The organism is Agriterribacter humi, assembly GCF_009192765.1.
GTDB lineage: Bacteria > Bacteroidota > Bacteroidia > Chitinophagales > Chitinophagaceae > Agriterribacter > Agriterribacter humi.
The window spans coordinates 1-24,131 of the sequence record NZ_VOHQ01000002.1; the positions used below are offsets into that span (position 1 = coordinate 1).

Consider the following 24,131-nt stretch of genomic DNA (forward strand, 5'->3'; position numbering starts at 1 on the left):
TAATTCCTTAATCGCTTTCTTTTTTAATTCCTCAGAGAAAATCCGATGCTCACGGATTTCTAATTTTGAGTTAACTTGCCGCATAAGTGACTGTTTTTTGTCAACCTATTTTAGGCATACACACCCTGTAACCTGCACCCTGTAACTTGTAACCTGTAACCATGTTTAAAAAATACGAATGGCGGATATTGGTAAGAGTGGCGTTGTTGTTTATAACATTATGCATTACCGCGTATCTTTTGATGAAAGGACCCGGCAGCTATGTATACCTGGCGCTTATTATTCCTGTAGTGATATATGAACTGGTAGATTTTTACCGCTTTCATAAAAAAGCGCATGATGAGGTATCGCAGTTCGTTGAGTCGGTACATTACCGCGATTTTTCCCGGCATTTTGATGTAAAGCATGCCCCGCTTGAATTACAGCCATTGCGCAGGGGGTTTAACGATATCAATACAACTTTTAAAGTAATCAGTAAAGAAAGGGAAACACAATACCAGTACCTGCAAAAAATATTAGAGCTGGTAGATACGGGTATACTTTCCTACGATCACCAGTCGGGCGACACAGGATGGATGAACGAATCGCTGAAAAAAATGTTAGGCATCCCTTATCTCAAAACCATTCATTCGCTTGAGAAAAGAGATCAGTTGCTGTACCATGAAATTATTTCACTGCGCCCGGGCGAAGGCAAAGTGGTGCAGCTCACCAAAGACAAGAATATTATTAAAGTATTGCTTTCTGCTACTGCTTTTCAAACAGATGGTAAAATATATAAGCTCATCGCTTTTCAAAATGTGGATGAGGCATTGGATGAAAATGAGGCAAAGGCCTGGCAAAAGCTCCTGAGTGTAATGACGCACGAGATCATGAATTCCGTGGCGCCTATTTCTTCCTTAGCCGATACGTTGAAAAATCGCTTACAACTTGCTTCCCGGCATATTGAAGATGATGAAGGAACGGTGGAAGACCTGGAGTTAGGTATTATCACCATTAAAAGAAGGAGTGAAGGCCTGTTAAAATTTGCGGAAACTTACCGCAACCTGAATAAGATCACTACGCTCAATCTTGCCAAGATATATGTGCGCGACCTGTTTGAAACCCTGTTCCGGTTAATGCAGCCCAGCCTGCAGCAAAAAAATATTGATATTGATGTAATATTGAAAGACCCGGAGCTGGTAATTGAAGCCGATGTAAACCTGATGGAGCAGGTAATGATAAACTTGTTGGTAAATGCCATGGAAGCGGTAAAAGACCAGGGGCAGCCACATATTGTTTTGAGTGCTTATAAAGCGGCCAATCAAAAAGTAACGATTAAAATAGCCGATAATGGCAGCGGTATTCCGGCTGATGTATTAGACAAGATATTTATTCCTTTCTTCAGCACAAAAAAGAGCGGTAGCGGTATAGGGCTGAGCTTATGCAAGCAAATTATGATGCTGCACAAAGGCAATGTGCAGGTGCAAAGCACCGAAGGCGAAGGAACCGCTTTTTTATTGATTTTTTAGCCAGCCGTTCTTATCTAACCAGTTTTTGCATCTTTCCATCCATTCATCTTTGGTGGTAGCATTATGCATACCAAAGCCATGCCCGCCATTTTGGTAAATATGCAGTTCAGCAGGAATTTTGTTTTTGAGTAGCGCCTGGTAAAAAACAATGCTGTTGTTGGGGCTTACGCCACCATCATCGGAAGCATGCACTAAAAACGCAGGCGGTGTTTTAGCCGTAACCTGCTTTTCATTGGAATAAAGGTTGAGTTGTTCTGCAGAAGCGTTTGGCCCCAGCAGATTTTTAAATGATCCACTATGTGTGATGGCGATCTCCGCGCTGATAACCGGGTAAATAAGGATCATAAAATCCGGCCGTACACTGATGTTTCCGGGGTTGTCAATCAGCGAATGTTCAAAATGCGTTCCTACGGTAGACGCCAGGTGCCCTCCGGCCGAAAAACCCATGATGCCGATTCTTGCCGGATCAATATTCCATTTTTTAGCATTGGCCCTTACCGTTAGTATAGCCTGTTGTGCATCCTGCAGGGGAGCAACGGGAGGATCGGTTTGATTTTTTTTATCGGGGATGCGGTATTTTAATACAAAGGCCGCTACGCCCATTTCGTTGAATTTTTCGGCTACTTTAAAACCCTCATGATCAATGGCCACTATGCTATAGCCTCCACCGGGACAAATAACCACGGCGGTGCCGTTGGCTTTATCTGCCGGCGGCAAATAAGCGGTAAGGGTGGGGATTTTTATTTTGCTAATGCGAAGAATACCACCATCGGATTCCGATTTTTCTTCATCGGGTCCGGATATATTACCGGGAATTTTATTTTCGGAATATAAGGCCATTTCCATGGGTTTGTTTTGAGTATAACCGGTTGGGGTAAGCGCAAATATCAATAAAGCCAAGGCAAGAAACCGTTTCATACTAATTATTTTTTGAAAGGTAGTGTAATTTGGGTTTCAGGGCGCAAGTTTCAGGGAGGTTACAAGGCATACTATTCAACTTCTGCTTTCTCCCTTTTCACGACTGCCTGCGGGCAGACAGGTTTCTCTTCTCACTATTCACCACTGACTACTCACTACAGCAACCCCTGATCTGCAAAGCTAAAAAAGCCCGCTTCACTCACAATAACGTGATCGGCCACCCTGATATCGAAATACCGGGCGGCTTCCTTTATTTTCCTGGTCAGCGCTTCATCGGCCCTGCTGGGTTTAAGACTGCCGGAAGGATGGTTGTGGCAAAGCACTATGCTTACCGCGTCTTCTTCCAGCGCTCTTTTTAAAATTACTCTCGGGTCGGCCACGGTGCCTGTTATTCCCCCCCGGCTTATAATTTCTGTATGATTGATTTTATTGGCGCGGTTCAGGAACATTACCATAAAAACTTCCCGGTCCTGATCTTTAAGCAGCGCCTGAAGGTACCGGGCAATGCTGCCACTATCGGTAATGATGGGTTTGTCTAAAATTTCATTGGCCTGCCTGCGCCTGCCCAATTCAAGTGCCGCTGCTATGGTAATGGCTTTTGCCTCGCCAATTCCATTGATCTTCATCAATTCTTTTATGGAAAGCCTGCCCAGTTCGCTCAGGTTATTGCTGCCCAATTGCAGAATTTCTTTCGCAAGTTCAACGGCGGATTTGTGGCGGGTTCCTTTTTGTAACAATATGGCTATCAGCTCCGAGTGGCTTAAGCTTTCGGGTCCCTTATTGCGGAGTTTTTCCCGCGGCCGGTCGTCTGTTGACCAGAATTTGATGGATGTTTTTTGTACAGGCAACATAATTTTTGTGTTTTTCAATCGTTATTCCATCCTGTAATATATCCAAATTCCTTTTAAAAATCTTTAAAATCTGCCTCTTATGAAACTGTCAAACCGCCAGCTTGTTATTGGCTCCCTGCAACCGCTTTTATTTTGTATTGGCATGTACTGCGTTATTCTTATTTTCTCGGTATTTGCATGCTCTTCATTATATCATGCTTTTAAAAGCAATAAAAAAACGGTTAATACGGAAGCCAGGGCTGCTCATGTTGTTTCTGCCAGTCAGCAGGTTGCAGCATCATTAAACAGATAGTATACCGCCGCAAGGTTTTAAGATATAATGCATTTTCCTGATTTTTGATAAAATAAACAGGGAAGTGCTTTTTTTTAAAGTACTGTTCAATAGTTAGCACCTTCTTTTTATCTTCGCCGCATATCTACTTATTATGCAACCGAAGGCGAAATTATTTTCAGGCACAGGTTCCCGCTATCTTGCAGAAAAAATTGCACAACAGTATGGACAGCCCTTAGGAAAAATAAGTATCCAGCGTTTTAGCGATGGAGAAATTCAACCTACTTTTTTGGAAAGCATAAGAGGTGATTATGTGTTTCTTATCCAGAGCACTTTTTCTCCTTCGGATAATATAATGGAGCTGTTGCTGATGATTGATGCGGCCCGAAGGGCTTCTGCCTATAAGATCATCGCTGTTTTACCCTATTATGGTTATGCCCGGCAAGACAGGAAGGACAAGCCCCGCGTAGCCATTGGCAGTAAGCTGGTGGCCAACCTGTTAACCGCTGCCGGAGCCGACAGGGTGATTACTATGGATTTGCATGCGCCCCAGATTCAGGGCTATTTTGATATACCTGTAGATCATTTGGATAGCTCCGCTATTTTCATTCCTTATATTGAAAAACTTAATCTCGAAAACCTTACCTTTGCCGCCCCCGATGTGGGAAGCGCCAACAGGATAAGGGAAATAGCCAGTTATTTCAGCGCCGAAATGGTAATTTGCGACAAGCACCGTAAGCGGGCCAACGAAATATCGAGCATGGTGGTAATAGGGGATGTAACAAACAGGAATGTAGTTCTTATTGATGATATATGCGATACGGGCGGTACTCTTGCCAAAGCTGCGGGCCTGCTTATTGACAAAGGAGCCACCAGTGTCCGGGCTTTATGTACACACCCGGTATTGAGTGGTAATGCTTATGTTAATATTGATAATAGTGTGTTGAAGGAACTGGTGGTTTGCGATACCCTGCCTTTACGTGAACATGCAGAGAAAATAAAGATATTAAGCGTTGCAGACCTGTTTGCGAAAGCTATTCGTAATGCATATGAAAACCAAAGTATTACCAGTCTTTTTATCCATAGTCAGTTAAGAAATAAATAGCAAATTTTAAACACAAATAAAAAATGAAAACAGTTACAATCGAAGGCCAACTGAGGACCGGAACCGGAAAAAAAGCCACCCGGCAACTCCGCTCTCAGGGTTTGGTACCTGGTGTAATTTACGGTGGCGACAAGGAGGTTAATTTTCAGGCTCCTGTATTGGCTTTTAAGTCGTTAGTGTACACATCAGAATTCCAGTTGGCAAACATCAATGTTGATGGTCAGTCGTACAGGTGTATTTTAAAGGATATACAATTAGATACAGTGAGCGACAAACTGAATCATGCTGATTTTTTGCAATTAGGCGAAGCCAAAAAGGTTATTGCTAACATTCCCCTAAAGTTCACAGGCGTAGCCGCAGGTGTAAAAGCCGGGGGAAAGCTGGTAACCAAAATGAAAACATTAAAGATTAAAACTCTGCCTCAGTATCTGAAAGAGAATATTGAAGTGGATTTAACCAATCTGGAGATTAACGAAAACGTACGGGTAGAAGATGTGAAAGAAGAACATTACGAGATTTTGAATTCTCCCCGCATTCCCATTGCCTCTGTGGTAATGACGCGCCAGTTAAAGCAGGAAGAATCTGCAGCACCTGCAGCCGGAACCGCTGCCAAAGCACCTGCTGCAAAAGCGCCTGCTGCCAAGGCACCTGCAGCGGCTGCAAAAAAATAAAAAGGATCATTTTCTTTTATATACCCAATCCTTTTATGGATTGGGTTTTTTTACACCTGTTAGTTTCTTATGTCTAAATTTTTAATAATAGGCTTAGGTAACCCCGGACCGGAGTACAGGCATACCCGCCACAATATTGGTTTCGATGTAGTAGATGCATTTGTACAAAAACATGCTGGTATGTTCAGACCGGACCGCCTAGCAGAAGTGGCAGAAATAAAGTGGAAGGGAAAAATATTTATTTGTATAAAGCCCACTACATATATGAATTTGAGTGGCAAAGCCGTTAGGTACTGGGTGGATAAAGAAAAGATTGCTTTGGACCAAACCCTTACTGTTGTAGATGAGCTAGCGCTTCCCTTAAATAAGTTGCGGCTAAGAACGGGGGGCAGTCATGCCGGGCATAACGGACTTTTTGATATCCAAACCATCCTGGGCACGGATAAATATCCCAAATTAAGATTCGGAATCGGTAATAACTTCCCGAAAGGAATGCAGGTTGAATATGTACTGGGCAAATGGTTCCCTGAAGAACAGGCTATAGTAAAAGAAAAAATAGAAAAATGTATAGAAGTAATTGAGAATGTTTCAGTTATAGGATTTGAACGCACAATGAACCTGGTGAATAGTATAGAGTTTGGAAAATAAAGGCGGATTGCTGTAGTAACATTAGCTAAAAAAAGATGCCAAGTGTATAAGTTTCAATTTGTTTGCCTTAAATTAGCATCTTGCTATTTTCAATTTGTGCAGGATCCATCTTCCTTGAACTACCCTCTTAATCTACTTAAAAACATATGTTCATATCGTTTAATTTGTATTTGTAAACCTTATTGAACTCTATTGAATTATGAAGATATTCTGTATCGGCCGTAACTATGTTGAACATGCCAATGAAATGGGCAATGAAATACCATCAGAGCCTGTTATATTTATGAAACCCAAAAGCGCCTTGTTGCAGGCAAATACTCCATTTTATTATCCTGAGTTTACCAACGAATTACATGCGGAGGCTGAATTGGTCTTACGGATATGTAAGAATGGAAAGTATATCCAGGAAAAGCATGCCGGTAAATATTACAATGCCGTATCTGTTGGAATTGATTTTACTGCCAGGGATGTACAGGATGAACTGAAAGCCAAAGGATTACCCTGGGAAAAGGCCAAAGCCTGGGATAATTCTACCGTTATCGGCAAATGGATTGATATAACTCCGGCAATAAAGAAAGATGATATCAATTTTTGCCTTTACAAGAATAAGGAATTGGTGCAACAGGGTAATTCCGGACAAATGATCTTCGGCTTCGACACCATTGTAGCCAATATTTCCAATTATTTTTCACTTAATATTGGTGATGTTATTTTTACAGGCACCCCTGCCGGTGTTGGAGAATGTGTGGTAGGTGATGAACTGGAAGGGTTTGTAGAAGACGAAAGCTTGTTTGAGCTTTCTATTAAATAGCCTGGTAAAACTATAAAACTATATTTTATAAAATTTGCCCCCCAGCGGGGCTTTTCTTTTTTATCATTAAAAGCCGCTAAAACTTTTGTTTTAAGCGGCTTTTAATCATCTCCGAAGCTAATGATTAGTGCACCCGATTCACTAAATTAGTACGGAATGTGTACATGAGAACCCCTGTTGAAAACCCCTGATTAATTTTATATCTTATCATTAAAAATTACTGTAAGGCATACCTGCTTTAAAAGAACAAGGTAAACGGGCAGGCTAAATCATTAAGTATTAAAGAAAAAAAACAACCCGTTTAACCATTTTGGTATTTTGTTTCATAATTTCATCCGCATATATATCCGCCCTTTAAAAATTTGTTACCCCCGCTGAGAAGGTTTTTTTTATGTTTTAATCATTACAACTCAGATGCAACATCCTGACCAGAAGTATATCAATGCTTTATTAGAAAATGATGCGATAGTACTGGAAGAACTTTACCAGAGATTTTCTGAAAAGATTAAATGGATGATCATTCGCAACAATGGCACGGAAACCGATGCTGCTGATATTTTTCAGGATGCCCTGCTTTCTATATATAATAAAGCAAAAACCGGAGATTTTACACTTACATGTCCCCTGGAGGCTTTTTTATACCTTATTTGTAAAAACAAATGGCTCAATACATTAAATAAAAAGAAAACGCAAAAGGTAACAATTACCGATACGGAAGGATTTAATTATATAGGTGAAGATAACTTTAAGCTTGCGGAAGATTGCGTATTGCAGCAGGAGCGTAACAATTTACTTACAGAAAAGCTTGCCGAAATGGGCGATAGTTGTAAGAAAATACTCCGGTTGAGCTGGAGCGGCATAGCAATGGATGAAGTGGCGAAGCAACTGAATGTTACCTACGCCTATGCACGAAAAAAAAAATCGGAATGTATGGCAAGGCTGATTACCCTGGTAAAACAGTCTCCCAAATTTAATTCATTGAAATGGTAACGTATGAAGGATAATAATGTTGAACAATTTGAAAGCTACATTTCCGGGGACATGCCTCCCGAAGAAAAGTTGCTTTTTGAAGCCAGCCTGGAAGAGGATAAAGAATTGTATGACTTATTCCATGTGTACAAAACAATTGATGCCGAAATGTATAACACCGGAAAATACAGCACTGAGGAAGCGGCTCTAAGAACCACCCTGCAAAAGCTTAATGCGGCTTATTTCAAAGCCGAAGCGCCTGTAATACAGATGAAGAGTACTAAAAAAATCTTCAGAATGGCTGTGGCTGCTGCCGCAGGAGTGATTTTAATTTTGGTAGCTTATTTTTCTTTTTTTCAAAATAATACTGATCCCCGGCAATTGGCCAACCGTTACGTGAAGGAAGATCTGTTGCATTTGAGCATCACTATGGATGGCGCAAAAGACAGCCTGCAGCAGGGTATTGCAGCGTATAACGATAAAGCATACGCCACATCCATACAATTATTCGAAGCCGTATATAAAGCGCATCCTGATAATAGCGATGCATTAAAATATGCAGGGATAGCCTACCTTGTTACAAAGGAATACAACAAAGCATTGCGATGCTTTAACGAACTGGCAGCCAAAAAGGAATTATTCAGCAACCCGGGCATGTTTCTGAAAGCAGTAACTTTATTGCAAAGAAATCAACCGGGCGACAGAGAGCAGGCTGAGCAATTGTTGCAGCAGGTAATTAATAAAAATGCCGATGGCAGCAGGGAAGCGGAGCGCTGGTTAAAGAAATAATATTGATCTTTCATTATAATCCTTCCCTATAATACACATCCGCAAGCATTTTTGCCTGAATAGCAGCATTTGCCGTTTAAGCATAAACCAATAATATTAGTTTATACTTTTTCATCCTAAATTTCATATTGTATGGAGATAACAGTTCCCAAAACACTGTCGGCAATATCCTGTATCCGTATAGCTGCTGCATTATGCATTATTGTTATTGCCGGTTGCGATTGTGGAGGCGCCCGCACTGCCCCCGACTGGACAACCTACCAGGTAAAATCTCCTTATGAAGGCGAAAAGCCTGATCCTTATAAGCAATTGATCGTGTGGTTAAAACCCGGTACTTCAAGGCAGGAATTCAATAAATGGCTGCAGGATAGTATTGTGAAGAATGAAAAGAATGAATTAAAAATACGGTTTGTATGCGGCAGTTGCGATTCATCTCTTTTTTTGTTGGAAGGAAGGGGTGTTGAGATATATATGCAGGGTGAAGTAGCACAGGGGGGCAGCGGTAGCAAAAGTAAGCCAAAGGTAACCGGCGAGAGCGGACCCCTTTATTTCAGCACCAATATCCCAGTTCAATTTCCTGATGAAGTTAACGGGCCTAAGGAAACAAGACTTCCCGCCCCTTCGTCGTTTAGTGATTCGGCTGTAAACGTTGCCGTTTTTGATACAGGGCTGGATACTGCTTTGGTTGGTTCAGCTTTCCTGTATAAGGCTGGAGACAGCGCCTGCATACCTGGCGGAAGTGCAGGATGGAACTTTACCGCAGGCAACAACAACTGGCTCGATGACAATCCCGGAAGGCATGGCAGCACGGTAACAAAATTTATAATTGATGAAGCAGAACGGTACAAAAAGAACAGCGTTGTTATTTTACCTGTAAAAATTTTTGGGGCCGATGGAACAAGCGATTTGTACAGCATACTTTGCGGGTTCGCTTATGCAAAAAACCGAAAGGCAGATATCATTAATGCAAGCTTTGGCTATTATGAATCAAGGAATAAATACGACAGCTCGGGTAATGCATTATCGGAATTAACTGCTCCGGTGTTATTGAAAGCATTCATTGAAGAGCACCTTACTAAAAATAATATCTTACTGGTAACGGCAGCAGGCAACAAAGACGATGCTATAGAAGATCCGGAATATAATCCATCAGACTCACTTCAAAAGCGTAACCTCGACAGTGTACATTTTTATCCTGCATCTCTGTCGCCTGTTTTGCCCAATGTAATAGCCATAACAACAGTATATAAAGACCAGGTAAGTCCCACCCAAAATTTTTCAAATAAGGTAGTGGACGCAGGAGTACAGGCAGATGGAATAGACAATGCGGGACATTTCTTTTTTGCAAATCCTGTAAATATAAATTTGCCGCCTGTATCGGGCTCCTCATTTGCTGCGCCGGTAGCCACAGGAAAATTTGCTGCATGGTACCATACCTATAAAAATATTTTAAGCACACCTTTAACTATGGCAAAAAAAGACAGCATTTTTGCTATACTTAAAAATCAGCCTGATCCGGTTTTTTTATACAATGAAACCGGGTTGGCTGATAAAACAAAAGAAGGTAAAGTGATTAATAAAACGGGCATTGCAGCACAGGGAACAGCATCTTCATTAAGAAGATAGAACCCTGAGAAACAGATAGCATGTATGATTAGTGCAGGCAATATATTTTTAAGGGCGGCGATATTTCAACTCATCACTGCCTTTTTTTTTAATACGCATTGCTTTTCCCAATGCCCCTCTGGTAAAGAAGTGTGGAACAGAATTCTGGCTGTAGAAAATGCTTCACTAACCAACTCCGTAAAATTACAACAGGCATACGGGCTGAAAAATGAATTTGATCATTGCAAATTGAACAGGGATTCTGTATATGCAAAGTTGCTGCATCGTATTGCCACGCTTGAATTTCTTGAAAATGGTAACAAGGCAACCAGGGAATCTGTTGAATATATGTTGCGCGCCATAGCCATCAACAATTCAGGCGCCCCTGGCAGTTCTCCGGGATATGCTGTAAACAGTTATTACAATCTGGCCATTTTTTACAACTCACTCGATGTAAACAATAAGGCTTTAGATTATTACGACAGTGTTATTATTTCAGATAAGAAACTAAATCTTCACTATAGTATTGCTATTGAATGCAGGGTGGGGAGAGCGGATATTTTATTTAAAAACGGTGATTTTCAAAAGTGTGTTGATGAATGTATTGCCGGATTTACTGTTGCGAAACCTGCCGGAGATACAGTTACCATGATGCAATTGTTTAACCGGCGCGCCCAGTCTTATTTCTACCTGGATAAACCGGAAAACGCCGGCGCCGATGCCGATTCCGCCCTGCACTATGCCGGTATGTTGCTTGATGATTTTGAATGGGCCACCGCTGCTAAAATAAAAGCGCTCATTTGTGCCCGTGATAAACAGTTTGATAAAGCTGTTTTGTTATTTAACAAGGCAATACACTCCAGGCGAAAAACAAATGAATATGCCCAGGTAGCAGATGATTATACCGATTTGGGTAACTTTTATTTTCAGCATTTAAAACAGTATAAGCAGGCACAGGATTGTTATTTTAAAACGGTTGATTTCGCTAAAAAGGCGGGTGATGCGCAAAGAATGTGTAAGGGCTATATCAATCTTGGAGAAGTAGCTTTCAGGCTGCAGCAGAATGATCACTATACCCGTACTGAAAACTATTACCGTAAAGCGTTAAAGGTATATGGGTTAAACCAGGGCTCTCTTTTACAAAACCCGGCGTTAAACCAGCTATCTGCTATCGGCAATACTGATCTTTTGCTGGTTATCCTTAACAACAAAACAGAATTGCTGCTCAACCTTTACAAATCAAATGGCGATAAGCAATACATCAACGCCTGTCTTTCCACCGCCGTTTTAATGGACTCTGCTATTGCACAGGCACGGCACGAACAGTTAGGCGAGCAAAGCAAGTTATACTGGCGCAATAAAACCCGGTCTTTTTTTGCTATAGCACTCGAAGCCTGCTATGTAGCGAAAGATATGCCCAAGGCATTTTATTTTATGGAAAAAAGCCGGGCGGTATTGTTAAGCGATAAGCTGAATGAGCTGGGTGCTTCTACTCATTTGCCCGCGTTAGAAAGTGCCCTGGAACAGAATTATAAAGCAGCTATTGTTTATGAACAGCAAAAGCTGGGTCGTTTGGATAAACAGTCGCAGGCTTATCAAAACCAGCAACTGAAAGTAATACATGCAAAAGAAGCGCTTGAGGACTATGTTAAAACACTCGAACAAAAATACCCTGCCTATTACCAGTATAAATATGCGGATGATATACCTGCTTTGGAAGAATTGCAAGCCTGGTTGTTGAAGAACAGGGAAAGCTTTGTTCATTATTTTATACAGGATACGATGGCTTATATACTGGTTAGTACGCCGGATGCCAGCAGGATGATAAAGCTCCGCGCAGAAGAACTTAATGTTGATGACATGAACCTTTTTTTACAATGGTGCTCCGGCAAACAACAGTTAAACAATCATTTTCCTTCATTTGCTGCGCTGGCCCATAAATTATATACCAGCCTTTTTAAACCGCTTCAATTGCCTGGCGGGCGTGTAATACTATGCCAGGATAATTTTTTATTGCCATTTGAAGCGCTGTGTAAAGATGATGAGGGGAAACAATTTTTGGTATATGATTATACATTCAGCTATGTATATTCGGCACGTTATCTTATGAAACCATTTCATATTCGAAAGGCCAAAGGTGATTTCATTGGGTTTGCACCGGTATCTTTTGATTATAATTTGGGCGTACCCGAACTCAGGCATTCCGCACTATCGCTTGCTAAAGCCGGCGCTTACTATAATAATACGAAATTGTTTACCAAAACAGCAGCTACCAGGAAGAACTTCATTGAGCAGGTGGCCGGTTACAGTATAGTGAATGTGTTTTCTCATGCGCTGGCGGATACCGGCAACTCAGAGCCTATACTGTATATGCAGGACGCTGTCATCAATCTTTCGGAATTGCAATTGCTCAACCACCCGGCTACACAGCTAATTATGCTCAGCGCCTGCCAGACCAATGTGGGCAAAAACGCAACAGGAGAGGGGATATACAGTTTGGCAAGAGGTTTTTCTTCGGCAGGCATACCATCGGTTTCGGCCACCCTATGGAAGGCGGATGAAGAAACGATATATACTATTTCCAATACCTTTCATGCATTGCTTTCAAAAGGCATGCGCAAAGATGAAGCGCTTCAAAAGTCGAAATTGCTTTTTATGGAAAGCGGCGGAAAGGAAAAGTTGTTGCCTTATTACTGGGCCAATATGATCATTATTGGTAATGCAGACGCTGTCGTACTTTCATCTCCGCCGGCCTACAGGTGGTGGCTCAATGCAGGCATCATTTTTGCTATTATTTTTATTGTTATTATCCTGCTCGTCCGGGTACGGCGAAATATCAATTGAAAATCCCTGATAATTTCTGATAACATCTCATTCATTTTCCTGTGTAAAATGTTTCCGTACAGTGTTAATATAATTCACGTGTTTCTTTCTTATTTATAAAACCACTTAACCTAAACATTTCATTTATGAAAAATGGATTTTTAAAGATTGGGTTCTTCGCAGTATTGCTATGGGCGGTTCTTATTATTGCAGGTTGTCCCAGGGGAGCCCAAAGATCACCCGGTGGTTCCAGCGATACCAGCGGAGCGCCAATTAAGCCTGGTAGTTAGAAAAATATTTAAAGATAGCAGGTGCATTTAAATGAGTAAGGCAATTAAAATGCACCATTTCAGTTCCCCAAACCATAGGTATATCTTTGAACAACAGAAGGTATGCCAACACATGTTACATTGCGCACCTGTACATTAATGATCGTAAAGCAATGCTTTTGCTGTGCAGCAGGCCTGTGGCTATGCCTTAGCTGCTACAGCCAGCAGCGTCTTGTTGCAGAACGCATTTCCTCCATTGAGCATGATCCCGCACTTTCTGCTCAGCAAAAACTTTCCGGCTTATACCGGGTTAAAGCGCAATATGATAGTTCAGGATTTGTAAAGGATACGGTGTATGCAAAGATGCTGGGCAGCATAGGTTTGTACGAATTTATAGCAAACAACAATTATGATGCTGCTATACAGCATACTTTATCGGCGGTAGTCATTAATATGGCAGTGCAGCCAACGCCTGCCTTTTTTCTGGCAACAGGCAACTATTTTAACCTGGGCTTTTATTATGATAAGACACAGCGGTTTTCAAAAGCGTTGGCCTATTACGATACGGCCGTTATGGTTTCGCGCAAAGTTGCGGGCCGCGAAAGCCGCATGCTGGATGCCCGCCTTGGAAAAATATATATTTATTTCAGAACGGGCGATTATCAAAAGAGTGTGGAAGAAAGTACAGGAGGAATAATTACTGCTTTGCAGTTGGGCGATTCGTTGCGCTACCTTGATTTTCTGAACCAGCGGGGACAATCCCTTTTTTTTCAAAACCAATTTGAACAGTCTTTGTCTGACATTGAAACCGTAATACCTGTGGCAGAGCGGCTTCGTCAATCTCACCGGCTTGCCAGTGCATATAAAATGAAAGGATTCATTTATGCTAAGCGCAGGGATTTCCAGGTAGCCACAACTGCTTTTAAGGATGCAATTGAAGCAAGGAAACAAACAACAGATATTGGACAGATTGCGGGAGATTATAACGATCTCGGGAATTTTTATTTCGACAGCCTGAAAAATCTTCAAAGTGCAAGAATGTACTACGGGCAGGGGATGAAATATGCGGGGCAGGCAAAAGATTCCGTTCGGCTTGCCAGGCTTAGTCTTAATACAGGAAGAACATTCATTGACGAAGAGGATTTTAGCAGGGCCGAAAAGTATTTGTTGCGGGCCTTTCTGTTTCTTGGCGTAAATATCAGCAATGGTTTGCACGATACTGCTACGGTTACAGCACTTGGCCAGAACCAAAATAAAGAACTGCTCCTGTATATCCTCGAAAATAAAACCTGGCTCCTGCTAAGGCTGTATGAAGAAAAGAAGGATAAACGTTTTTTACATGACTGTCTTGCTGCAGCATTGCTTACCGATTCGGTAATTACACAATTGCGGCACGAACAAACGGGTGAACAAAGTAAATTATACTGGAGAGACAGAACCCGGTCCTTTTTTGCAACTGCGCTTAAAGCCTGCTATGCTGCCAACAACCCGGCGCTTGCATTTTATTACATGGAAAAAAGCCGCGCGGTATTGCTGAACGATAAGTTAAATGAATTAGGGGCAATGGCTCATTTGCCCGAAGAAGAGCACAATACAGAGCAGGAATACAAACGGCGTATTGCCAGTGAAGAACAACGGCTCAATGGCTTGTTTGTGCATTCGGTGCAATACAGGCAGCAGCAATTGATGGTATTGCAGGTTAAAGATGAGTTTGAGCATTATATTAAAACGCTCGAACAAAAATATCCTGCTTATTATCAGTATAAGTATGCCAGTAAAGTTCCGGCGCTTGCAGAACTGCAGGCTTATCTTTTAAAAAGAGACGCGCACTTTGTTCATTATTTTGTAGAGGATACAGTAGCATATATACTGAACATTATGCCTGATGCGGCTAAAATGATACAGTTGCATTCCAAAGATTTCGACAGGGACCAGGTAACGGCCTTTCTCCAATACTGTTCAAACAAACAGCGGTTGAATAATGATTTCAGCGGTTTTACATCCATATCTCTTGCGTTGTATAAAAGTTTTTTTGAACCATTACAAATACCCGTTGGAAGAGTAATACTGTGCCAGGATGATTTTTTATTGCCTTTTGAGGCATTGTGTAAAGATGATAAGGGCAAGCGGTTTTTGGTATACGATTATGTTTTTAGCTACGTGTATTCGGCAGGGTACCTGCTTAAAGAAATGAATTCGCCTGTTGCGAAGGGAAGCTACATCGGGTTTGCACCGGTATCCTTTGCACCATATCTTACATTACCCGATTTAACAAATTCAGCCACGTTGCTGAAACATACCGCTTCGTACTATAATACTACAACGTTGTTTACCGGCGGAAATGCTACCAGGGATAATTTTATGAAAGCTGTACCGGGGTATAGCATCGCCAATATATTTTCACATGCGCTTGCAGATTCAGGCAATACCGAACCGCTGTTGTATATGCAGGATTCGGTAATACATCTTTCCGAACTACAATTGCTGAACCGTCCGGCCACACAGCTAATTGTGCTGAGCGCCTGCCAAACCAATGCTGGACGGAATGCCACAGGCGAAGGGATATACAGTCTGGCCAGGGGATTTTCTTCGGCAGGCATACCCTCGGTTGCGGCTACTTTATGGAAGGCGGATGAGGAAGCTGTATATGCGTTGTCGGACAAGTTTCATGCATATCTTTCGGAAGGTATGCGTAAAGATGATGCCCTGCAAAAAGCAAAATTGTATTTTGTTAGACAGGGTGGCAAGGAAAAGTTGCTTCCATATTTTTGGGCCAATATGGTGCTCATGGGCAATGCGGAACCGGTTATGTTTTCGCATTCTGCCGGTGTTTCGTGGTGGCTGATGTCTGCTATACCGTTATTGCTTGCGTCCGTTCTTTATATAGTTATGAGGCGAAAAAAAGGGCGGAATTAAAAACTGATTTTCGAAAATTAATATTGGTAAACTCATTATGGGATATTGTATAGTCTTGCAAAGCGATATGAAGTATCTGGATCGCGAGCCAGCATCATGGGTTGGTTATGGGAAACGGCTTTTTTATAATAGTTATCGTAATACGCATTTGTCATTAAATCTACCTGGTAGTTATAACTGACATTCTTTTTTGCTGCGCCGTAAAGTTTGCTAGTGAACGAATGTGAAAAATCAGAGGACTTGTATTGATTTAACTTTTCGTTTTTTATTTTTTTGCCATCTATCCAAACGCCATATATAGCAGCATTTTTCCATGCATTGAATGTTTTTTCTGTAGGAATACCCTTTGCAAACGGGGCCGGTTTTTTATAAAAGATAATTTCCGCCTTTGCCTGTTGCGCTTTGCTCATCATTTTGTAAATGTGCTCCAGCCTGCTTCTCTTTTCATTTGAGAATTTGCTTGTAATAATCTTCTTTTTGTTATTGACCGTTTCAATTTTGAATAAAGGTTTATGTTGCTCTGTAATGGCATTGTATTCATTTATCAACTCCTCTGAAACACCCGCTTCAGTAAATCCCGGAGAGAGTCTTACCCAGGACGGTTCCTGAAATTTTGGATCTGGCTTATGCTTTGTAGTATTATCTTTTGATTTTGGGGAAGATGGAGTTTCATTTTGTGCGATAACGTTTGTGCTGAAGAAAAACAGCATAAGCGCATATAAGGGTAGCACCGCAATCTTTTTTATAACGGAAATTGCTTTTGAGTGCGTTCTTGCTATCATGGTTAATCTTTTTTTAGTGATCAGGTAATAATTGAACCGGCTCGCAAATAACGAATTATTATTATTGGCAGCTTTGTCTATTAAAAGGCGCTGATAGGAATATCTGTTGTTGTATATTTTTATTACGGCTTCGTCCGCTAAAAATTCATGGTTGAGACGGATAGCCTTCCTGTATAAAATAAAGAAAGGATTAAACCATAAAAGACTTTGAAGGATCTCCGCATATAAAAGATCAAGCGTATGGTTTTGTCTTACATGGGTAAGTTCGTGCAGTAAAATTTCTTTTTCGATTGCCCCGGTTTCAAAATCTTTTTTATTGACAAAAACATAATGCAGAAAACTGTGTGGTGTTATATGTTCTGGTAATAGCACGAGGGTAGCGTTATCAATCCTGGTGGTGCTGTTATTGAAGATTTTTCTTAAGAGAAAATATATGTTAGCTGCAAAACGCACAAAGAAAAGGATAGCAATAATAAAATATACAGCCGCCAGAATAGAGTACGAAGTATTGTTTTCTGGCGGATGAACGGACACCCGTTCAACAATTTCTGTGCTCCAGTTATTGTCAATAATATAATCGGGTTGCAACACCGGTAAAGAAGGCGCTGGAAGTTGTATAGTAACGAAAGGAATCACAACACAAAAAGTTATGCTGGTCAGAAGATATATCCTGTTAAAGCGGTGTATTTTTTCTTCTTGCAGGAACAACAGATAAAAAGTAATAAATACACCAGAGCACAGTATTGCTTTAATAAGATATGCTATCATTTTTTCTTATTTTTAATTTCCTGGTTAACTATTTTTTTCAGGCTCTCTAACTGAGCTGTAGTGAGATTGGTGGCTTTTGTAAAAAAGGAAGCAAATTGCAGTGCTGAGTTATTAAAATAAGTTTTAATTATCCCGTTAACGTGTTTTGAGAAATAATCAGTTTTTTTTACAAGAGGATAGTATTGCCGTGAGTTGCCCATAAGCGTATAACCTACAAACCCTTTTTTCTGCATTCTTTTTAATAAAGTAGCAATTGTAGTTGCTGCGGGCTTGGGCTCCGGGTAATGGTCTATGATGTTTTTCAGAAATGTTTTTTCCTCTTTCCAGATAAATTCCATCAACTGTTCCTCGGCTTTTGATAATTGCATGTTCTATATATTAAGAATGTATTCTACAAATGTAGATATACTACAGGAATAAAAAAAATTTTTTTCAAGAAATATTCTGGCTGAATCTTTTTGTGAAGTGTTAAGGAGGGTGGGATAGGTGGATTTTTGATTAAAATTTATCCATTCAGGATGCGTTGACCGTTATAAGCAAGAAGACTATTGAACAAATATCATAAAGCATTTGCATGTCACCGGCAGGAAAGAGACAAGCATCTCTTTCCTGTTCGGATCTTTGGCGAAAAATCAACAACCTGTGTCTGTAACAATATGATTGCGGGATGTTACCGGGTTTATCCTCTTTTTCGATCGTATAAAAAAGGCACAAGTAGTAGCTGCACATGAGGATATGTTACTGATACTTGTGCCCCTGAAGATGATAAGTAAGAAGAACGCCTGGGCATGAATATGTTGAGAGGCTGTGCTTATTAAGAACAGGGTTATGCTTGTTGTGTTACCCCGGTGCTGTGGTTTATTTTGCTGGCAGGCATCGTTTCGTTATCCGGGGGCGTGTTCAGCATAATATTGTGTGCTGAGATTATCCTTAAATATTTTTGATGATATTTAAGAAGTCGTCCAGTTTATAGGCTCCGTCAACTGTCCGTTTATCGTAAACCATGAAGTACCGGTAATTATTTCCGGCTTTACCTGCCCAAAGATTTCCAAGTCTTATTTTTTGTTCTGCATCTAAATGATCGCCCTTTGTTTCTAATATAATAACCTTACCACTTTTTGTCCGGATGATGAAGTCGGGGTAATGATTCAGGAAGCCGTTTATTCTAAAACCCTTCCTTTCTATATTCCTGGTCCAGAAAGCAATATTACCAAGGTTTGCAATTTCATTAATAATTCTTTCTTCAAAACCATTCATGCTTCCTTCTTTCTCGTAAAGCGATTTTGTAATGTCTTTTGCTGTGTTGCCGGGAGCTATAACAGTCGGCAATGTAAAGGCGGGTTTTATAAATACTTTGTCAGTATCCAGGAAATCCCTGAATTTTTTCTCAGCAAAAGATTCCGAAAGAGCTATTATTTTAAATTTAATTTTATCCTTGTACGTGTATTCATTATTGGCTAAATCATTGAATTGTTCGTCAGTAAAATCCTCTAAAATCCTATTAATATATTTTTCAATCTCTCTGTCGGGTATTGGAAACATATTCCCGGTTAAATCCATTATACGTTTTGTAAAATTCTTAATTCTGTTGCCTTTTTTAGAGGGGTCCAGGATATACGCCATAACACTTTCTCTTACGTCGCCGTCGAGTCTTACAAAGCTTGGGGTATGCGATGTTTTTGTTTCGTCAAGGTCAACTTTATACAGTTCCGATGTTATGCTGTCAAATACAATATCAGTTGGCTGCTGGCTTAGTTTAAAACCTTCCAGTAAATTTTCTTTTTCCAAAAGCTGTTCTTCTTTTGTTCCAAATAAATCAGATCCCGGAACTTTCAGATAAAATTGCGGCAGGCTTATTTCTATTGCCTGTTCTTTAAAAACGTCTTTTATACTGTATGTTTTCACTAGTTTTTGTAATTCGGTTGGTAATGAACTTAAAATGTTATTGCTATTTCCGGCAATGCGCGATTCAAATGCTTTATTTTGCTCAATGGCTGTTTGTTCAATTTTTGAAACGGTTACAGTTGGTATTTTAGTTTCTTCCGGAGCAGTAATCCTGGAAACATCAATACCTGCTGTTATATCTTCTTCTTCGGATTCTGTTTTTGGAAAAACACTAAGCTGTGCTGTTGATTCATGTTTCCCTGTCTGTCCGGCAGGCAGGCTCGCTTCTTCTATCATGGCGGGGTCGGCCAGTTTATAATCTTTGTCGCTAAAACCCGCTTTGTTCAATCCCTTTACTATATTATCCAATGTGTCCAGAAATTTTGATGAAGCTGTTAAAACATAACTCAAATTGAGCAATGGAAAATTATGTTTTATTACATAAGGCTGTCTCAGCACTCTTCCCAGTATTTGTTCTACATCTACTGCCGAACTTTTGTCGGCTAAAGAAGCCAGTATATAAGCAAAAGGGCAGTCCCATCCTTCCTTTAGTGCGTTAACGGTAATGATATACCGTACAGGGCAGCTCCTGCTCATTAAATCTTCATTCTTTATTTCATTAATATTCGCCGTCTTTATTTTTACCTGATCTGCCGGTATTTTGAGTTCGATGAGTTTTTCTTTCAGTTTTTCAAAAGTAGTGTTATCTTCTGCATTCTTTGGTTGTGCCTGAAATAATACGATGGGGCGAATATATTTACCGCCTTTTTTTTCTTCTTCAAGGGACTGTAATTCCAGACGCCGCTGCAATTGTAAAGCAGAATTAATTACTTCGGTTTTGTCCTGGTGATTGTAAACGATAACAGGAAGTTTCACCATGTTTTCCTTTTTCAATTCCATGGCGTCAATAAAGCTAATGATGTTGCTGTTGTTTCTTGGCGTTGCAGTAAGGTCGAGTATAAAACAGGGATTTATTTCCTTAAGCATGTCCACACTCAAATCGCTTTCGGCATTGTGGCTTTCATCTACAATCACTACCGGGTTCAGGTATTTGATTACTGCGCCGAGTGTTATATCGTTATCCTTCCCTAAAAGGCTTTCAAATGATTGCAGGTTTCCGTTTTCCTGGAATACTTTTCTGTCTTCTTTGTTTTTAGCCCTTAAACTGTCGAAGCTAAAAACCATGATATTCAATTGTTCATTTATTGTTGTTGCGTTAAAACCGCTTCCCTGCAATAATGCAGCTTTATCGAACACTTCAGCCTTATTGCCGAAATGCGAATTTATTTTTTGACGGTAAGGGTGCGATGGATCTTTAAGATTCTTTATGGTTTGGTCTAAAATAGTAATGGAAGGAACCAGCCATACCACTGCTTTTGGGCGGTCGTAATCAAATGCATCAAATATCGTTTTAAGGGCATTGCAGGCAATAAAGGTTTTGCCTCCGGCCGTGGGAACTTTTACGCAAACATTGGGTACACGTGGCACATTGTTCTTGTATGGCGCTATAGCTGTTCCCGGAAAAGGTTGCAAGGGTGTTCTGGGGTGGTTCACCCAAAAGCTGTGAAATGCATCTTTTGTGTTTTTGGTTTCCTGCACCTGTTCCAAAAACAATGAAAGGTCATTTATTACCTGTTGTTGATAGGGTTTAAGCTCCATATAATAATCATTTAATCATTTTATCCAAAAAACCCCAATTCAGACAATTGATGCAGTTTTTGCTGCAATAATTTTTTATCGGGCAATTGCATCCTGTATTCAGCAATCATTGTTGGCGAAAGGCTGCGGCTTAATGCATATTCTACTACCTCATGATCTTTATCCTTGCAAAGCAATATACCAATGCTCGGGTTTTCGTTTTCTTTTTTCACATCCCTGTCCAATGCCTCTAAGTAAAAATTTATTTTACCCAAATGCTCCGGTTCAAATTTTTCTTTTTTCAATTCAAAGGCAACAAGGCACTGTAATCCACGGTGATAAAAGAGCAGGTCAATATTAAAATCCCTGTTGCCCACCTGCACCTTATATTCCTCTCCGATAAATAAGAAATCCTTGCCCAGTTCAAGGATGAAGTTTTTCATTTGTTTTATCAGCCCTTTTTGAAGATCACTTTCGTTGTGCGGTTCGGGCAGGTTCAGAAATTCAAATACATAGCTGTCTTTGAAATTGTTGAGAATGTTGGGATGCATTTCTTTCAGCGATGATGGGAGTTTTGAATTTCCTATCATTGTTCTTTCAAACAACCCGGCTGATATTTGACGGTCAAGTTCTTTTACTGAATAGTTTTCTTTTATGCATAACCGGATATAAAACTCTCTTTCTTCTTCTATTTTACAACGGGAAAAAATAGTTTTGTTATGTGTCCAGCCAATTTTAGCCAGTATGGTTTGGCGTATATCTTCCCCTAAAATTTGTTGCCTTAATGAGGCGACAAGTTCACTTTCAGCCTGTTTTTCTAATTGTGGCTTCGCTGAGGACACAATTTCATCTAATTGATTTTCAGTACTTTGTATTTGTGGTATCACCGAAACCACAAATGCTGAAGAATGGTACTTTTCGTAGAATTCCACCATTCTGTAAATATTTCTTTTATCAAACCCTTTTAAACCCGGCTCCTGTTTTTGCAGAAAATCGGCAAGTTGCTGCACCGTTTTTTCGCCCCATTGGCTTTGAGCTAATTGCCTGCTTACAAAAGCGCCTGCCTGCCAGTATAAATTTACCAACTCAGCGTTCGCCGTTTTCAGCGCATTATACCTTGCCTGCCTGATGGCTTCCTGCAAAACCAAAAAACTGATATGCTGGTTTGCTTCCTGCATTGGTTTAAAATTTAGTTATATCCCGTGGTATTTTTTTAAAAATGATATTGTGTTTAATCATAAAACCTTTGGTGAGCAAACAGTTGTCGGCATAAATAACATATTGCTCTGCTTTGGTTTTCATTGTTGATAAAAAAGCATGGTCTAAAGTGGTTATTTCGTTTCGCTCGTAATTAAAGTAATATGCAGTGTCGTTATGCTTACCCAGGAAATGTTTGTTGTCTCTTTTGCTTGAACCCTGATTTTTAAGGTTGCTTTTATTATGGTCATCATGTAAATCCAATAAATTATGGTTCAAACTGCTTTTGGTTTCAGCATAAAAAACATACTGCCTTATTTTTTCTTCGCCAGCCAGTTCATTCAGGTTGCCATCTTCCAAAAACAGGGGTTGCCCTAATTCGTAAAAATCAAAGCTACCGCCGGTGCCTTCGGTATCGCCATAGGATGAAATTACTTTTTTGATTCTTTCGGAAGAAATTGTTTCAACATAGTCCATCATTTCAATGATAATAAACTTTCGATTTCTGTTATCTTTTCGATTGAGATTTAAAACTGCATGTGCAGTTGTCCCAGAACCCGCAAATGAATCTAATACTATAAAGTTTTCACCATTGATTAAGCTGATTAGGTATTGTATTAATGTGAGTGACTTAGGGTAATCAAATTCAAATCCCATTTTCTTTAATTCGCTACTCATGTTTTGGGTGCTTCCCATATTTTGAAGAGAACTAACAACATGACTTGCTTCTACTCTTGATTTTATATTTTCAATAGCTCCTGTTTTCGAAATTACGAAAGTTGTATCTTGACCTTTGCTATCTTTTACAGGATTAAATTGATTTTTTATAAACTCAATAAATATTTCTTTTGAACTCCATCCACTTTTTATTGTAACCTCATTAATTAATTTGTAATTTTCAATTATTGCATCAGATTCATAATGCGGCCATGAGTTAGCCCTTGCTTTTATTAGTCCATTTTTAATATCAGAAGGAAAGCCAATGGGAAGCTGAACTTCGCTAATCGGATTTTTTGGACCATTTTTTACAATCGTATTTCTAATTTCACTTTTGAACAGTTTACTTCCTTGGGAGATGTTAGGGTCAACGACTTTAGGATATTCAAAAAAAATTATATTTTTTGAATAACATAAGATGTATTCATGATTAATTTTAATCTTTGCTTGATTATCGAAATTGCCATCAGTTCTCCAAGTGAAATTTGTGATAAAATTGCTGCGACCAAATATTTCATCGCAGATGTACTTCAAATTTTGATATTCATTATCATCAATCGAAATAAAAATTGCACCATCATCTGCCAATAATTTATGCAATAATTTTAGCCTTGGATACATCATGCACAGCCATTTATCATGGCGGCTTAAGTCTTCACTTTCTTTGCCAACAACTTGTCCAAGCCATTTTTTTATTTTCGGGTCGTTTACATTGTCATTATATACCCATGCTTCGTTGCCTGTGTTATAAGGCGGGTCAATGTAAATACATTTTACTTTTCCTTCGTATTCCGGCAACAATGCTTTCAGCGCTTCTAAGTTGTCGCCATGTATAATTTTATTGCCGCTATTGGTTTCAATCCCGGTTTGTTTGCCATTGTTAAATCCGTAACTGTGTTCCAGCACCCTGTAGGGCACGTTCAAATGATGATTAATAACCTTTTCTTTTCCTATCCAGTGTAGTGTTGGCATGTATAATAAATGTCCGTTG

General features: G+C 40.0%; 19 protein-coding genes. 12 read left to right on the top strand and 7 right to left on the bottom strand.

All coding sequences use genetic code 11. The features are described from left to right. Positions 1–161 precede the first annotated feature (161 nt). Positions 162–1,508, top strand: coding sequence for a sensor histidine kinase (locus tag FRX45_RS03225; RefSeq protein ID WP_152266972.1), 1,347 nt, complete (start codon positions 162–164; stop codon positions 1,506–1,508). On the opposite strand, the gene FRX45_RS03230 is transcribed toward FRX45_RS03225, so the two are convergent. Both FRX45_RS03230 and radC read right to left on the bottom strand, forming a co-directional pair. Then, positions 1,494–2,426: an alpha/beta hydrolase gene (locus FRX45_RS03230; RefSeq protein WP_152266973.1), complete on the bottom strand. Its 933-nt coding sequence runs from the start codon at positions 2,424–2,426 to the stop codon at positions 1,494–1,496. The two genes, FRX45_RS03225 and FRX45_RS03230, sit on opposite strands and share 15 nt — an antisense overlap. 155 nt (positions 2,427–2,581) lie before the next feature. Further along, positions 2,582–3,277, bottom strand: coding sequence for a RadC family protein (gene radC / locus FRX45_RS03235; RefSeq protein WP_152266974.1), 696 nt, complete (start codon positions 3,275–3,277; stop codon positions 2,582–2,584). Between the two features lie 79 nt (positions 3,278–3,356). Between radC and FRX45_RS03240 the strand changes: the two genes are divergently transcribed. From FRX45_RS03240 to FRX45_RS03285, 11 genes are all read left to right on the top strand, one after another. Then, the gene (locus FRX45_RS03240; RefSeq protein ID WP_152266975.1) at positions 3,357–3,569 is read left to right on the top strand and encodes a hypothetical protein; all 213 of its coding nucleotides are present in this window, start codon (positions 3,357–3,359) and stop codon (positions 3,567–3,569) included. Between the two features lie 133 nt (positions 3,570–3,702). After that, positions 3,703–4,653, top strand: coding sequence for a ribose-phosphate pyrophosphokinase (locus FRX45_RS03245; protein WP_152266976.1), 951 nt, complete (start codon positions 3,703–3,705; stop codon positions 4,651–4,653). A gap of 23 nt (positions 4,654–4,676) precedes the next feature. After that, positions 4,677–5,324: a 50S ribosomal protein L25 gene (locus FRX45_RS03250; protein WP_152266977.1), complete on the top strand. Its 648-nt coding sequence runs from the start codon at positions 4,677–4,679 to the stop codon at positions 5,322–5,324. A 69-nt stretch (positions 5,325–5,393) separates the two neighbouring features. Further along, complete coding sequence (pth, locus tag FRX45_RS03255) at positions 5,394–5,972, top strand: aminoacyl-tRNA hydrolase (protein WP_152266978.1); 579 nt, start codon at positions 5,394–5,396, stop codon at positions 5,970–5,972. A 199-nt stretch (positions 5,973–6,171) separates the two neighbouring features. After that, entirely contained in the window at positions 6,172–6,783 is a 612-nt protein-coding gene (locus FRX45_RS03260) for a fumarylacetoacetate hydrolase family protein (RefSeq protein WP_152266979.1), read from the top strand. A gap of 414 nt (positions 6,784–7,197) precedes the next feature. Further along, positions 7,198–7,773: an RNA polymerase sigma factor gene (locus FRX45_RS03265; RefSeq protein WP_152266980.1), complete on the top strand. Its 576-nt coding sequence runs from the start codon at positions 7,198–7,200 to the stop codon at positions 7,771–7,773. 3 nt (positions 7,774–7,776) lie between these two features. Next, a complete protein-coding gene (locus tag FRX45_RS03270; protein WP_152266981.1) occupies positions 7,777–8,541 on the top strand; it encodes a tetratricopeptide repeat protein in 765 nt (254 codons plus the stop codon). A 132-nt stretch (positions 8,542–8,673) separates the two neighbouring features. Further along, a complete protein-coding gene (locus tag FRX45_RS03275; protein WP_152266982.1) occupies positions 8,674–10,167 on the top strand; it encodes a S8 family serine peptidase in 1,494 nt (497 codons plus the stop codon). 24 nt (positions 10,168–10,191) lie between these two features. After that, on the top strand, positions 10,192–12,990 hold the full coding sequence (locus FRX45_RS03280; protein ID WP_152266983.1) for a CHAT domain-containing protein: 2,799 nt from the start codon (positions 10,192–10,194) through the stop codon (positions 12,988–12,990). Positions 12,991–13,115: 125 nt separating this feature from the next. Continuing rightward, positions 13,116–13,259 (top strand): hypothetical protein, encoded by a 144-nt coding sequence (locus FRX45_RS23135; RefSeq protein ID WP_193311568.1) that lies wholly within the window; start codon positions 13,116–13,118, stop codon positions 13,257–13,259. Between the two features lie 102 nt (positions 13,260–13,361). After that, entirely contained in the window at positions 13,362–16,154 is a 2,793-nt protein-coding gene (locus FRX45_RS03285) for a CHAT domain-containing protein (protein WP_152266984.1), read from the top strand. A 35-nt stretch (positions 16,155–16,189) separates the two neighbouring features. Here FRX45_RS03285 and FRX45_RS03290 read toward each other — a convergent pair whose 3' ends face one another. The 5 genes from FRX45_RS03290 to FRX45_RS03310 all read right to left on the bottom strand — a co-directional run bounded on the left by FRX45_RS03290 (position 16,190) and on the right by FRX45_RS03310 (position 24,112). Then, the gene (locus tag FRX45_RS03290) at positions 16,190–17,704 is read right to left on the bottom strand and encodes a M56 family metallopeptidase (RefSeq protein ID WP_152266985.1); all 1,515 of its coding nucleotides are present in this window, start codon (positions 17,702–17,704) and stop codon (positions 16,190–16,192) included. Further along, on the bottom strand, positions 17,701–18,072 hold the full coding sequence (locus FRX45_RS03295; protein ID WP_152266986.1) for a BlaI/MecI/CopY family transcriptional regulator: 372 nt from the start codon (positions 18,070–18,072) through the stop codon (positions 17,701–17,703). Before FRX45_RS03295 ends, FRX45_RS03290 begins: the two co-directional genes overlap by 4 nt. A gap of 562 nt (positions 18,073–18,634) precedes the next feature. Further along, entirely contained in the window at positions 18,635–21,247 is a 2,613-nt protein-coding gene (locus tag FRX45_RS03300; RefSeq protein WP_152266987.1) for a DEAD/DEAH box helicase, read from the bottom strand. Between the two features lie 20 nt (positions 21,248–21,267). Next, entirely contained in the window at positions 21,268–22,404 is a 1,137-nt protein-coding gene (locus tag FRX45_RS03305) for a PDDEXK nuclease domain-containing protein (RefSeq protein ID WP_152266988.1), read from the bottom strand. A 4-nt stretch (positions 22,405–22,408) separates the two neighbouring features. Next, positions 22,409–24,112: a site-specific DNA-methyltransferase gene (locus tag FRX45_RS03310; RefSeq protein ID WP_152266989.1), complete on the bottom strand. Its 1,704-nt coding sequence runs from the start codon at positions 24,110–24,112 to the stop codon at positions 22,409–22,411. Positions 24,113–24,131: the final 19 nt, after the last annotated feature.

Bases quoted from the DNA above. Each gene is read 5' to 3' on its own strand.
- FRX45_RS03225 (WP_152266972.1), top strand. From the start codon at position 162: ATGTTTAAAAAATACGAATGGCGGATATTGGTAAGAGTGGCGTTGTTG.
- FRX45_RS03305 (WP_152266988.1), bottom strand. From the start codon at position 22,404: ATGCAGGAAGCAAACCAGCATATCAGTTTTTTGGTTTTGCAGGAAGCC.
- FRX45_RS03275 (WP_152266982.1), top strand. From the start codon at position 8,674: ATGGAGATAACAGTTCCCAAAACACTGTCGGCAATATCCTGTATCCGT.
- FRX45_RS23135 (WP_193311568.1), top strand. From the start codon at position 13,116: ATGAAAAATGGATTTTTAAAGATTGGGTTCTTCGCAGTATTGCTATGG.
- FRX45_RS03310 (WP_152266989.1), bottom strand. From the start codon at position 24,112: ATGCCAACACTACACTGGATAGGAAAAGAAAAGGTTATTAATCATCAT.
- radC (WP_152266974.1), bottom strand. From the start codon at position 3,277: ATGTTGCCTGTACAAAAAACATCCATCAAATTCTGGTCAACAGACGAC.
- FRX45_RS03245 (WP_152266976.1), top strand. From the start codon at position 3,703: ATGCAACCGAAGGCGAAATTATTTTCAGGCACAGGTTCCCGCTATCTT.
- FRX45_RS03240 (WP_152266975.1), top strand. From the start codon at position 3,357: ATGAAACTGTCAAACCGCCAGCTTGTTATTGGCTCCCTGCAACCGCTT.
- FRX45_RS03280 (WP_152266983.1), top strand. From the start codon at position 10,192: ATGATTAGTGCAGGCAATATATTTTTAAGGGCGGCGATATTTCAACTC.
- FRX45_RS03270 (WP_152266981.1), top strand. From the start codon at position 7,777: ATGAAGGATAATAATGTTGAACAATTTGAAAGCTACATTTCCGGGGAC.
- FRX45_RS03295 (WP_152266986.1), bottom strand. From the start codon at position 18,072: ATGCAATTATCAAAAGCCGAGGAACAGTTGATGGAATTTATCTGGAAA.
- FRX45_RS03260 (WP_152266979.1), top strand. From the start codon at position 6,172: ATGAAGATATTCTGTATCGGCCGTAACTATGTTGAACATGCCAATGAA.
- FRX45_RS03250 (WP_152266977.1), top strand. From the start codon at position 4,677: ATGAAAACAGTTACAATCGAAGGCCAACTGAGGACCGGAACCGGAAAA.
- FRX45_RS03265 (WP_152266980.1), top strand. From the start codon at position 7,198: ATGCAACATCCTGACCAGAAGTATATCAATGCTTTATTAGAAAATGAT.
- FRX45_RS03285 (WP_152266984.1), top strand. From the start codon at position 13,362: ATGCCAACACATGTTACATTGCGCACCTGTACATTAATGATCGTAAAG.
- FRX45_RS03230 (WP_152266973.1), bottom strand. From the start codon at position 2,426: ATGAAACGGTTTCTTGCCTTGGCTTTATTGATATTTGCGCTTACCCCA.
- FRX45_RS03290 (WP_152266985.1), bottom strand. From the start codon at position 17,704: ATGATAGCATATCTTATTAAAGCAATACTGTGCTCTGGTGTATTTATT.
- FRX45_RS03300 (WP_152266987.1), bottom strand. From the start codon at position 21,247: ATGGAGCTTAAACCCTATCAACAACAGGTAATAAATGACCTTTCATTG.
- pth (WP_152266978.1), top strand. From the start codon at position 5,394: ATGTCTAAATTTTTAATAATAGGCTTAGGTAACCCCGGACCGGAGTAC.